Source organism: Cupriavidus sp. 01L45, assembly GCF_056399885.1.
This window is the reverse complement of the sequence record NZ_JBFTSG010000007.1, coordinates 136,765-147,969: the sequence shown is the minus strand read 5'-3', so window position 1 is coordinate 147,969 and position 11,205 is coordinate 136,765. Positions and strand designations below refer to the sequence as shown.

Annotated in this window: 13 protein-coding genes; 10 read left to right on the top strand and 3 right to left on the bottom strand. The window is 63.5% G+C overall.

Annotated elements, in window-relative coordinates:
• Positions 1-43: 43 nt before the first annotated feature.
• From secY to dsbD, 10 genes are all read left to right on the top strand, one after another.
• Entirely contained in the window at positions 44-1,387 is a 1,344-nt protein-coding gene (gene secY, locus AC1DT6_RS07100; protein WP_006160437.1) for a preprotein translocase subunit SecY, read from the top strand.
• Positions 1,388-1,410: 23 nt separating this feature from the next.
• The gene (gene infA, locus AC1DT6_RS07095) at positions 1,411-1,629 is read left to right on the top strand and encodes a translation initiation factor IF-1 (RefSeq protein ID WP_006160436.1); all 219 of its coding nucleotides are present in this window, start codon (positions 1,411-1,413) and stop codon (positions 1,627-1,629) included.
• Positions 1,630-1,660: 31 nt separating this feature from the next.
• The gene (gene rpmJ, locus AC1DT6_RS07090; RefSeq protein WP_006160433.1) at positions 1,661-1,777 is read left to right on the top strand and encodes a 50S ribosomal protein L36; all 117 of its coding nucleotides are present in this window, start codon (positions 1,661-1,663) and stop codon (positions 1,775-1,777) included.
• 19 nt (positions 1,778-1,796) lie between these two features.
• Positions 1,797-2,162, top strand: a complete 366-nt coding sequence (gene rpsM / locus AC1DT6_RS07085; protein ID WP_006160431.1) for a 30S ribosomal protein S13 — start codon at positions 1,797-1,799, stop codon at positions 2,160-2,162.
• Positions 2,163-2,186: 24 nt separating this feature from the next.
• Entirely contained in the window at positions 2,187-2,588 is a 402-nt protein-coding gene (rpsK, locus tag AC1DT6_RS07080; RefSeq protein ID WP_006160430.1) for a 30S ribosomal protein S11, read from the top strand.
• A gap of 298 nt (positions 2,589-2,886) precedes the next feature.
• The gene (gene rpsD / locus AC1DT6_RS07075; protein ID WP_035870746.1) at positions 2,887-3,510 is read left to right on the top strand and encodes a 30S ribosomal protein S4; all 624 of its coding nucleotides are present in this window, start codon (positions 2,887-2,889) and stop codon (positions 3,508-3,510) included.
• 182 nt (positions 3,511-3,692) lie between these two features.
• The gene (locus tag AC1DT6_RS07070) at positions 3,693-4,673 is read left to right on the top strand and encodes a DNA-directed RNA polymerase subunit alpha (protein ID WP_006160428.1); all 981 of its coding nucleotides are present in this window, start codon (positions 3,693-3,695) and stop codon (positions 4,671-4,673) included.
• A gap of 161 nt (positions 4,674-4,834) precedes the next feature.
• On the top strand, positions 4,835-5,230 hold the full coding sequence (gene rplQ / locus AC1DT6_RS07065; protein WP_006160427.1) for a 50S ribosomal protein L17: 396 nt from the start codon (positions 4,835-4,837) through the stop codon (positions 5,228-5,230).
• A gap of 126 nt (positions 5,231-5,356) precedes the next feature.
• The gene (gene cutA, locus AC1DT6_RS07060; protein WP_441632726.1) at positions 5,357-5,701 is read left to right on the top strand and encodes a divalent-cation tolerance protein CutA; all 345 of its coding nucleotides are present in this window, start codon (positions 5,357-5,359) and stop codon (positions 5,699-5,701) included.
• 125 nt (positions 5,702-5,826) lie between these two features.
• Positions 5,827-7,773 (top strand): protein-disulfide reductase DsbD, encoded by a 1,947-nt coding sequence (dsbD, locus tag AC1DT6_RS07055; protein ID WP_441632756.1) that lies wholly within the window; start codon positions 5,827-5,829, stop codon positions 7,771-7,773.
• 25 nt (positions 7,774-7,798) lie between these two features.
• On the opposite strand, the gene AC1DT6_RS07050 is transcribed toward dsbD, so the two are convergent.
• The 3 genes from AC1DT6_RS07050 to yihA form a co-directional block, all read right to left on the bottom strand.
• Positions 7,799-9,121, bottom strand: a complete 1,323-nt coding sequence (locus tag AC1DT6_RS07050; protein ID WP_477114574.1) for a magnesium transporter CorA family protein — start codon at positions 9,119-9,121, stop codon at positions 7,799-7,801.
• Positions 9,122-9,131: 10 nt separating this feature from the next.
• Entirely contained in the window at positions 9,132-10,124 is a 993-nt protein-coding gene (gene hemB, locus AC1DT6_RS07045) for a porphobilinogen synthase (RefSeq protein WP_035870740.1), read from the bottom strand.
• Between the two features lie 331 nt (positions 10,125-10,455).
• Positions 10,456-11,202, bottom strand: a complete 747-nt coding sequence (yihA, locus tag AC1DT6_RS07040; protein ID WP_477114573.1) for a ribosome biogenesis GTP-binding protein YihA/YsxC — start codon at positions 11,200-11,202, stop codon at positions 10,456-10,458.
• Positions 11,203-11,205 lie beyond the last annotated feature (3 nt).

Below are 11,205 nucleotides of genomic sequence, written 5' to 3'. Positions count from 1 at the left end.
CAGCAGATTTCGCAGCATAGGCGAGTCACAGTCGGAGCATCGTTTGGCCACGGCGAAACCCAATGCAAGCACGCAAGCCAAGAACACGGCGAAGTACGGCGACCTAAAGCGCCGGCTGATGTTCCTGGTGCTGGCCTTGATCGTGTACCGCATCGGAGCGCATATTCCGGTGCCGGGAATCGATCCTGAACAGCTTGCGAAGCTTTTCCAGAGTCAGTCGGGTGGCATCCTCGGGATGTTCAACCTGTTCTCGGGCGGTGCGCTGTCGCGCTTTACCGTCTTCGCGCTCGGCATCATGCCGTACATCTCGGCGTCGATCATCATGCAATTGCTGACGATCGTGCTGCCGCAGCTGGAATCGCTGAAGAAGGAAGGGCAGGCGGGTCAACGCAAGATCACGCAGTACACGCGCTACGGCACGGTGGTCCTGGCCACCTTCCAGGCGCTGTCGATCGCAGTCGCGCTGGAATCTCAGCCGGGGCTGGTGATCGATCCGGGCCTGATGTTCCGGGCTACGGCGGTGATCACGCTGGTGACCGGTACGATGTTCCTGATGTGGCTGGGTGAGCAGATCACCGAGCGTGGTCTGGGCAACGGTATCTCGATCATCATCTTCGGCGGTATCGCGGCGGGCTTGCCCAACGCGATCGGCGGGCTCTTCGAGCTGGTTCGCACCGGTTCCATGAGCATCATTGCATCGATCCTGATCGTTGCAATCATCGCCGGGGTGACCTTCGCCGTGGTGTTTGTCGAGCGTGGCCAGCGCAAGATCCTGGTGAACTATGCCAAGCGTCAGGTCGGCAACAAGGTGTATGGCGGCCAGTCGTCGCACCTGCCGCTGAAGCTGAACATGGCAGGGGTGATTCCGCCGATCTTCGCATCGTCGATCATCCTGTTCCCGGCGACCATCGCGGGCTGGTTCACGTCTGACTCGACGAGCGCTGCCGGCCGGTTCATCAAGGACCTGGCTGCGACGCTTTCGCCGGGACAGCCGGTCTACATCCTGCTGTACGCTGCTGCAATTATATTTTTCTGCTTCTTCTATACGGCTCTTGTGTACAACAGCCGGGAAGTCGCAGACAACCTGAAGAAAAGCGGTGCCTTCATTCCGGGCATTCGTCCGGGCGAGCAGACGACGCGCTACATCGACAAGATTCTTGTCCGTCTGACGCTGGCTGGTGCGATCTACATCACACTGGTCTGCCTGTTGCCGGAATTCCTGGTACTGCGCTGGAACGTTCCGTTCTATTTTGGCGGAACCTCGTTGCTGATCATCGTGGTCGTCACGATGGACTTCATGGCCCAGGTTCAGTCCTATGTCATGTCGCAGCAATATGAGTCCCTGCTGAAGAAAGCGAATTTCAAGGGTAATCTGACCTTGCGCTGAAGCCGGGTCGGTACAGGCTAGGTATGGCAAAAGACGACGTCATCCAGATGCAGGGGGAGGTCCTGGAAAACCTCCCTAACGCGACGTTCCGCGTCAAACTGGAAAATGGCCATGTAGTGTTGGGCCATATCTCCGGCAAGATGCGAATGAACTACATCCGGATTCTTCCGGGTGATCGGGTGACGGTTGAACTGACTCCATATGATCTGTCACGCGCGCGCATCGTCTTTCGGACGAAGTGAAGCGAACAGGAATTGAAGGAAGAGGAAAATCATGAAAGTGCTGGCTTCTGTTAAGCGCATTTGCCGCAACTGCAAAGTTATCAAGCGCAACGGTGTCGTGCGCGTGATCTGCTCGTCGGATCCCCGCCACAAGCAACGCCAAGGCTAATCGTAAAGAGGATTGACGAATGGCACGTATCGCAGGGGTTAACATCCCGAACCACAAGCATACCGAGATCGGCCTGACGGCTATTTACGGTATCGGCCGCTCGCGCGCCCGCAAGATTTGCGTGGCCACCGGCGTTCCCTTTGACAAGAAGGTCAAGGACCTGACCGACGGCGACCTGGAAAAGCTTCGTGACGAAGTAGCCAAGGCCACGGTTGAGGGTGACCTGCGTCGTGAAACCACGATGAACATCAAGCGTCTCATGGACCTTGGTTGCTATCGTGGCGTCCGTCACCGCAGGGGTCTCCCGATGCGCGGTCAGCGCACCCGCACCAACGCCCGTACCCGCAAGGGTCCGCGTAAGGCCGGCGTGGCTCTGAAGAAGTAAAGCCGAAGGCAGAGGAAGAAACTAATGGCAAAAGGTCCGAATAACGCCGCCCAGCGCGCGCGTAAGAAGGTCAAGAAGAACGTTGCCGACGGCATTGCGCACGTCCACGCTTCGTTCAACAACACCATCATCACGATCACCGACCGTCAGGGCAATGCTCTGGCGTGGGCAACCTCGGGTGGCCAGGGCTTCAAGGGTTCGCGTAAGTCGACTCCCTTCGCAGCTCAGGTCGCCGCCGAGAATGCCGGCCGCGTGGCGCAAGACCAGGGTATCAAGAACCTGGACGTGCGCATCAAGGGCCCCGGCCCTGGCCGTGAATCGGCTGTGCGCGCCCTGAACGCGCTCGGCATCAAGATCTCGATCATCGAAGACGTGACGCCGGTGCCGCACAACGGCTGCCGTCCGCCGAAGCGCCGTCGGATCTAAGTGCCGATGTGATACCCAGGCTGCAATCGGGGTCTTCCCCGTGTGCAGCCCGGTGTGGTAGCATTGCACGTTGACCTGCTGCATCTGTTTGCAGCAGGTTTTCGTTTTGCGTTTGCGCGATCGACGTCGTTGTCGGTCGCCTGGCGCAGTAGTTAGTCATGCTTTTGCGCGTGCCCGAATGGGAGCGCGCTGGATAAGCCCACCGTCTGCCACTCATGCGCCCAATCAACCGGGGCGGAGAAGGCGGACTCGCGGCGCGTCGAACAAGGCGCCGCGATCGATCAGGAAGGAAGATAAAGTGGCACGTTATATCGGCCCGAAGGCCAAACTATCCCGCCGTGAAGGTACTGACCTGTTCCTGAAGAGCGCACGCCGCTCGCTTGCAGACAAGTGCAAGCTGGACAGCAAGCCGGGTCAGCACGGCCGCACCTCGGGTGCACGCACCTCCGACTATGGCAACCAACTGCGTGAAAAGCAGAAGGTCAAGCGTATCTATGGCGTACTCGAGCGCCAGTTCCGCCGCTACTTCGCTGAAGCCGACCGCCGCAAGGGCAACACCGGTGAAAAGCTGCTGCAACTGCTGGAATCGCGCCTGGACAACGTCGTGTACCGCATGGGCTTCGGCTCGACCCGCGCTGAAGCGCGCCAGCTGGTGTCGCACAAGGCGATCCTGCTGAACGGTCAAGCCCTGAACGTGCCGTCGGCGCAAGTCAAGGCTGGTGACGTCATCAGCATCCGCGAGCAGTCGAAGAAGCAAGTCCGTATCGCCGAAGCGCTGTCGCTGGCTGAGCAATCGGGTTTCCCGGCATGGGTTGCCGTGGACGCGAAGAAGTTCGAAGGCACATTCAAGCAAGTGCCGGATCGCGCCGATATCTCGGGTGACATCAACGAAAGCCTGATCGTCGAATTGTATTCGCGTTAATCACACGAATTCTGACCGACACCATCGAACGGCCAGGGGCTTGCGTTTCCCGCCAAGCTTCACTTTCAGCCCGACGCGCTGCCGCGCGTCGGGCTTATTGCCCATCGTGCGATGGGATTTTCAGGTTCCATACGTCAGCCTTATCGGTGTAACGAGCCGAGGGTATTGAAAAGGACAACCTAATGCAAACAGCACTACTCAAGCCTAAAATTATTGCCGTGGAGCCGCTCGGCGACCATCACGCCAAGGTCGTGATGGAGCCGTTCGAGCGTGGCTATGGCCATACGCTCGGTAACGCCCTGCGTCGCGTGCTGCTGTCGTCGATGGTCGGTTATGCCCCGACCGAAGTCACGATCGCTGGGGTGGTCCACGAGTACTCCACCATCGATGGCGTTCAGGAAGACGTAGTCAACCTGCTGCTCAATCTGAAGGGTGTGGTCTTCAAGCTGCACAACCGCGACGAAGTCACGGTGTCGCTGCGCAAGGAAGGCGAAGGCGTTGTGACCGCGGCCGATATCGAGCTGCCGCACGACGTCGAGATCATCAACCCCGGCCACGTGATCGCTCACCTGTCGGCCGGCGGCAAGCTGGACATGCAGATCAAGGTCGAACAAGGCCGTGGTTATGTCCCCGGCAACGTGCGCAAGTTTGGCGACGAAGCGGGCAAGGTCATCGGCCGCATCGTGCTGGACGCTTCGTTCTCGCCGGTGCGCCGCGTTTCGTACGCAGTCGAATCGGCTCGTGTGGAACAGCGTACCGATCTCGACAAGCTGGTGATGAACATCGAAACCGACGGCGTGATCTCGCCCGAGGAAGCGATTCGTCAATCGGCGCGCATCCTGGTTGACCAGTTGTCGGTGTTCGCAGCGCTGGAAGGTACCGAGTCGTCGGCGGAAGCCGCTTCGAGCCGTACGCCGCAGATCGATCCGATCCTGCTGCGCCCGGTGGACGACCTGGAGCTGACGGTGCGTTCGGCCAACTGCCTGAAGGCCGAAAACATCTACTACATCGGCGACCTGATCCAGCGTACCGAGAACGAGCTGCTGAAGACCCCGAACCTGGGTCGCAAGTCGCTCAATGAAATCAAGGAAGTGCTGGCTTCGCGTGGCCTGACCCTCGGCATGAAGCTCGAGAACTGGCCGCCCGCAGGGCTGGAGAAGTAATTTGCCTGGCGCGGCGGCGGGCTGGTCCCGTTGCCGTGCCGGTAATCCCGGCGACCGGCATGTGCCGGCCGCTCCAATAGACTACCGGCCCGCGCCGAACCGGGGAGCATCCCGGCCGAGCGATAGAAGAGCTGGTCAAACATTGCAATAAAGGAATCATCATGCGTCACCGTCATGGTTTGCGGAAACTGAACCGCACCTCGTCGCACCGTCTCGCGATGCTGCGCAACATGTCCAACTCGCTGTTCCAGCACGAGCTGATCAAGACCACCCTGCCCAAGGCCAAGGAACTGCGCAAGGTTGTCGAGCCCCTCATCACGCTGGCCAAGAAGGACACCGTTGCCAACCGCCGCCTGGCTTTCGCCCGTCTGCGCGACCGCGACATGGTTACCAAGCTGTTCAACGAACTGGGCCCGCGTTACAACGCCCGCCCGGGTGGTTACACCCGTATCCTGAAGTTCGGTTTCCGTCAGGGCGACAACGCACCGATGGCGCTGGTCGAACTGGTGGATCGTCCGGAAATCACCGAAGCGCCGGCTGAAGAAGCAGGCGAATAAGGTCGATATCGTCCCGGCCGCTTGCGACCACTGGTCGCGGCGAGCCGCGCGGACACCGCTTACAATCGAGCCAGGCTGCATGCCTGGCTCGATTGCTTTCCGGGCCAGGTTTTTGAGGAAAGCACGATGAGCGAGACGCTATTGGTAATGACGGTGTTGCCCGATGCCGAATCCGCCGCACGTATGACCCGCGCAGTGCTGGAATCCAGGCTGGCAGCTTGTGTGAACCGGCTGGCGCCATGTCAGTCCGAGTACTGGTGGCGCGGCGAGATCGAAACCACGCGGGAATGGCCGCTGCTGATCAAGACTACGCAGGATCGCTATACGGCGCTTGAAGCCGCGATTCGCCTGGCGCACCCCTATGAGGTGCCGGAGATCGTGGCATTGCCGGTTGCGGCCGGCTTTGCGCCTTACCTTGCGTGGGTGGCGCAGGAGACGCGGACGCCAGACGCTGACGATGACAGCGCGTAAGCACGCGCAAGGATGTCCGTCCTTCGGCGGCTAGCGGGCGATGCGGCCGAAACCGGCGCCGCGCGGCGTTCGAGGTACGGATAYGACGAATGACAATTCAAGGATGGGGCATGGGTTTCGGAGTGATGTCGGGCGCTTTGGACTGCGGGTCGGCAGCGGGGTCGGTGCGGCATAGTGCCGCAGCGCGGCTCCTGATCTTGCTGCTCGCAGCATTGTGGCTGTGCCTCGGCGGCGCCGCGCATGCCGCCGACGATGACTTCCTGCCGCCGGACCAAGCCTTCCGTTTCGCGGCGCGGCAGGTCGACGCGCAGACCGTCGAAGTGCGCTTCGATGTAGCCGATGGCTACTACCTCTACCGCGAGCGCTTTGCCTTCGCCGCGCAGCCGACCTCCGTCAAGCTTGGCGCTCCGGTATTCCCGCCGGGCAAGGTCAAGTTCGACGAGACTTTCGGCAAGGAGATGGAAACCTACCATGGTGGCGTGACTATCCGCGTACCGGTGGCGTCCGCGCCGGCGGACGGCAAATGGTCACTGGTGGTGACTTCCCAGGGCTGTGCCGACAAGGGCCTGTGCTATCCCCCGATGGAGAGCGTTTTCAAGGTCGGCGGCGGTGTGCTCGACGGGCTGTTCGGCAAGCGGGCGCCGGCGGATTCCAGCAGCATTGGCAGCGGCCCGGGCACCGAAAGCCGCGACGCGGCCGGGGCGGCGGCATCTGCCGGCCCCTCCCCTGCCCAACTGACTGGGCCTGCCGACGAGAACGACCGCATTGCCGGGGCGCTGGCCAGCCGCAACCTCGGCGTGATCGCCGCGCTGTTCTTCGGCCTCGGTTTGCTCCTGACCTTTACGCCGTGCGTGCTGCCCATGGTGCCGATCCTGTCGTCAATCGTGGTGGGTGAGCATGTCACGCGCGGCCGCGCTTTGCTGGTGTCGCTGTCGTATGTGCTAGGCATGGCGGTGGTTTACACCGCTGTTGGCGTGGCGGCCGGCCTGCTTGGCGAGGGCTTGTCCGCCGCGCTGCAGTCGCCGTGGGTGCTGACGGCTTTCGCGCTGCTGATGGTGGCCTTGTCCCTTTCCATGTTCGGCCTCTATGAACTGCAGCTGCCGCAACACTGGCAAACGCGGCTGACCGCTTCGTCCAACCGCCGCCAGGGCGGGCAACTCGCCGGCGCCGCGGCCATGGGCGCGATCTCGGCGCTGATCGTCGGGCCGTGCGTGACGGCACCGCTGGCCGGCGCGCTGGCCTACATCGCACGCACCGGCGATGCCGTAACCGGTGGCGGCGCGCTGTTCGCGATGGCGCTCGGCATGGGCGTGCCGCTGGTGCTGGTGGGCGTGGGCGCGGGCAACCTGCTGCCGCGTGCCGGACGGTGGATGGAAATGACCAAGCGCTTCTTCGGCTTCCTGCTGCTGGGCGTGGCGCTGTGGATGGTCAGCCCGGTGCTGCCGGCATGGGCGCTGATGGCAGGCTGGGCCGCGCTGCTGCTGGTGGGCGCGGTTTTCCTGAGCGCCTTCGAGTCACTTGGCCCCGAGGCGCATGGCCTGGCCAGGGTGGGCAAGGGCCTGGGCCTGCTTGCCGCGCTGGCGGGAGCCATCTTGCTGGTGGGGCTCGCGTCCGGTGGCCGGGATCCCTTGCAACCGCTGGCGCATCTTGGTGCAGGTCGCACCGCGCCAGACGCGGCGGCCAGCGACTCGACCACAGTGCGCTTTGAGCGGGTCCGCTCGGTAGCCGAACTCGACGCTCGCGTGGCGCAGGCCGCCGCAGCGGGCAAGCCCGTGCTGCTCGACTTCTATGCGGACTGGTGTGTGAGCTGCAAGGAGATGGAGCGCTTCACGTTCAGCGACGAGCGCGTGCGGGCCCGGCTTGCCGGGGTGGTGATGCTGCAGGCGGACGTCACCCGGAACAACGCCGACGATCGGGCACTGCTCAAGCGCTTCGGCCTGTTCGGCCCGCCGGGCATCATCCTGTTCGGTCCTGACGGGCGCGAGCGGCCGGTTCGTGCAATCGGCTACCAACCCGCCGCCCGTTTCCTTGACACGCTCGCGCGCGCCCTGGACGCCAAAGCTAGCACCTGACCCCCCGGGCTTGCGCAGGCGTCGGCTAGCTTTTCTCCAGCCGGCGTCCCAGCCCCCACACTGCCGCCAGCACTGCCACCACCGCGCCCATCAGCCCGAGCGACCACCAGAAGCCCTGCGGCTCGCGCAGCCACGGCATGCGCTCGAAGTTCATGCCGAAGATGCYGGTGATCAGCGTGAGTGGCATGAACAGTGCAGTGATCAGCGTCAGGGTACGCATGGTGCGGTTGGTGCGATGCGCCACCGATGAAAAATGAATCTGCACCGCGGACTCGATCGAGTCCTCCAGCCGGCGCGCGTGCGCGAGCACGCGCGAGATGTGTTCCATCACGTCGTTGATGCGCACCAGCAAGGCATCGTCGCGGCCTGCCGCGTTTGCGGTTCCTTCGCTCTGCACGCTGTAACTGTTGTCGAGCAGGCTGTCGCGGAATTCCTGCAGCGCATCGTGCTGTTCCTCGCACAGGTGCTCCAGGCGCCGCAGTTCAATGCGGGCATCGAGCAAGCCTTCCCAGCTGGAGAAGCTGCGCCGGGCGTTTAGCAGCGCGCGCTGCCAACGGTCCAGCTGGCGCGTCAGGGGCGCGCGCAGGTCCAGGTAGCGGTCGACCATCGCGTTGAGCAGGCGCAGCATCAGGTCTTCCGGGCGCGTCGGCGGGCGGATGCCATGTACCAGCGCGGCGGCGTGCCCGTTGGGGCGGGTCTTCGAGGCGGACTGCGGCCGTGGCGCCTGGCATAGCTCAAGCAGGCGCTGGCGCACCTGGTCGAGTGTGCGAGACTGCGCGGGCCGGACCGTCAGCAGCACATTGTCGAAGACAAAGAAAGTGACCGGCTGGGTATCGATTTTGGCCAGTGCAGGCAGAAAGCCTGGCGGGTAGCGGCGCGGTTTGGCCAGAGCCTGCGTTCTTGAAGCGGGCGGCTGGCTGGTTGTCGCGGTAGCTGAAACCGTAGTGGAAGCCGTGGAGGCTCCCGGGATTGGCGGCAATTCTGGTGCGGTGGCTGGCGCGGTTGCTGTCGTTCCGGACGCCGCCGCCGTTTCGCCGCCGGCCTCGGCAATCAGCCGGCTCGTTTCAAAGGTGAGCTTGCGGAAGATCACCATGTCGTAGGCATGCGTCGTATCGAAATACGAAGGATGCGACGGGTTGGTGGCATCGATCAGGTGCAGATCCAGCACCGGGGCGCCGGTCAGGGCCTGGACGCTGTCGCGCCAGGCCGTCGGCGCGGCGCTGACTTCCTCGATCGGCGTATCGACCCAGACGAAGCGGGCCGCCGCGTTGCCCGCGAGAAAGTCGCGCGCCTCGTCGAGCGAGGCGAGCGGATGGACCTGGCTGGCGGAAAAACCTAACAGCTGCATCCGGGCCGGTTCAGCGCGTGAGCAGGCGAGCAGCGTCGCGCGCGAAGTAGGTCAGGATGCCGTCGGCGCCGGCGCGGCGGAAGGCCAGCAGCGACTCCATCATGACCTTGTCGTGATCCAGCCAGCCATTCTGGGCTGCGGCCTTGAGCATCGCGTACTCGCCGCTGACCTGGTAGGCGTAGGTGGGAAAACGGAACTCATCCTTCACGCGCCGCACGATGTCCAGGTAAGGCATGCCGGGCTTGACCATCACCATGTCGGCACCCTCCATGATGTCTTGCGCCACTTCGCGCAAGGCCTCGTCGGTATTGGCCGGGTCCATCTGGTAAGTCATCTTGTTGCCCTTGCCCAGGTTGGCCGCTGAGCCGACCGCATCCCGGAACGGGCCATAGAAGGCCGATGCGTACTTGGCCGAGTAGGCCATGATGCGCGTATGGATATGGCCGCCGTCCTCCAGCGCGGCGCGCACCGCGCCGATGCGCCCGTCCATCATGTCCGACGGTGCCACGATATCCACGCCGGCCGCGGCCTGAGTCAGCGCCTGCTTGACCAGGATCTCCACAGTGACGTCGTTGATCACATAGCCGTCGGCGTCCAGCACGCCGTCCTGGCCGTGGCTGGTGTAGGGGTCCAGCGCCACGTCGGTCAGCACGCCGAGCTCGGGGAAGCGGTCTTTCAGTGCGCGCACGGCACGCGGGATCAGGCCGTCGGCATTGGTGGCCTCGATACCGTCGGGCGTCTTCAGGGCCGGATCGATGACCGGGAACAGCGCGATGACCGGGATGCCCAGCTTGACGCAATCCTCCGCCACCGGCAGCAGCAGGTCGACCGAGAGCCGCTCCACGCCGGGCATGGACGCCACGCTTTCACGCTGGTTGTGGCCGTCGACGATAAATACCGGGTAGATCAGGTTGTCCGGCGACAGGCGGTGTTCGCGCATCAGCCTGCGCGAGAAATCATCGCGGCGCATGCGGCGCGGACGGTACTCGGGGAAAGTGGACATGGCTTGAGGGAGAATGTCTGAGGGAGTGCGGAATTTTGCCGGGCTGCTGGCGCGCGATGTGGCTGGCGAGTGATCCAGCAGGCCGCTCCGAAAGAAAAACTAAACTTTTGATCGTGCCCGCTATCATACTCGCGGACACTCTGCGTTGCGCTTGCGTGATGCAGCGTCCCCCGCTACTCCTCCCTGAGCGGGTACCCACCCTCAACCGGTGGGAAAGTTCGCCCCCGTTGCTTGCAACGGGGTTTTTTTTGCCTGTTCGATTCGTGGGGATGCGCGGGTTCGCTATCGCGCCGCACCCGCAGKGGCGGGTACGCAAAGCGGGGCTGGAAGGTCAGTTCGCGGCCGCGTCGGGCGGTGTGTCTTGCACAACCGCCGGCTGGTCGGGCTTTGCTTTTTCCTGCGGCGCGGCGGCGGACTCGCTGCCCGGCACCACGGCCGGCTGTGCTTCCGGCAGCGCCAGCCAGCCTGCCACCACGCGCTGGGCTTCCTCGATGCCGCGGCGCTTCAGGCTGGAGAACAATTGCGCGGTCAGGGCCACGGGCGTGTCGAGTTGTTCGGCGTAACCGGCCAGGATCTTGCGGGTTTCGCGCAGGGCCAGGGCGTTTTCGCTGTTGGTCAGTTTGTCGGCCTTGGTCAGCAACACGTGAATGGGCCGGCCCGTGGGCAGGAACCATTCAACCATCTGGCAATCCAGGTCGGTGAAGGGCCGGCGCGCGTCCATCATCAGCACCAGGCCAGCCAGCTGCGAACGGGTCTGTACGTAGTCGCTCAGCAGCGTCTGCCAATGGTACTTGGCCGATCCTGACACCTGCGCATAGCCATAGCCGGGCAGGTCGACCAGGAAGGCCAGCGGATCCGGCGCCTTGACCGGTGCGACCCCGAAGAAATTGATGTGCTGGGTACGGCCCGGCGTGCGCGACGAGAAGGCTAGCCGCTTCTGGTTGCACAGGATGTTGATGGCGGTGGATTTGCCGGCGTTGGAGYGCCCGGCGAAGGCCACTTCCGGCACCGCCGTGGCAGGCAGGTCGCGCAGGTGGTTGACGGTAACGAAGAAGCGGGCCTGGTGTAGGAGGGACATGCG

Coding starts and splice junctions, on each gene's coding strand:
- infA (WP_006160436.1), top strand. CDS start 1,411: ATGGCAAAAGACGACGTCATCCAGATGCAGGGGGAGGTCCTGGAAAAC.
- rpmJ (WP_006160433.1), top strand. CDS start 1,661: ATGAAAGTGCTGGCTTCTGTTAAGCGCATTTGCCGCAACTGCAAAGTT.
- rpsM (WP_006160431.1), top strand. CDS start 1,797: ATGGCACGTATCGCAGGGGTTAACATCCCGAACCACAAGCATACCGAG.
- rpsK (WP_006160430.1), top strand. CDS start 2,187: ATGGCAAAAGGTCCGAATAACGCCGCCCAGCGCGCGCGTAAGAAGGTC.
- AC1DT6_RS07070 (WP_006160428.1), top strand. CDS start 3,693: ATGCAAACAGCACTACTCAAGCCTAAAATTATTGCCGTGGAGCCGCTC.
- rplQ (WP_006160427.1), top strand. CDS start 4,835: ATGCGTCACCGTCATGGTTTGCGGAAACTGAACCGCACCTCGTCGCAC.
- cutA (WP_441632726.1), top strand. CDS start 5,357: ATGAGCGAGACGCTATTGGTAATGACGGTGTTGCCCGATGCCGAATCC.
- dsbD (WP_441632756.1), top strand. CDS start 5,827: ATGTCGGGCGCTTTGGACTGCGGGTCGGCAGCGGGGTCGGTGCGGCAT.
- hemB (WP_035870740.1), bottom strand. CDS start 10,124: ATGTCCACTTTCCCCGAGTACCGTCCGCGCCGCATGCGCCGCGATGAT.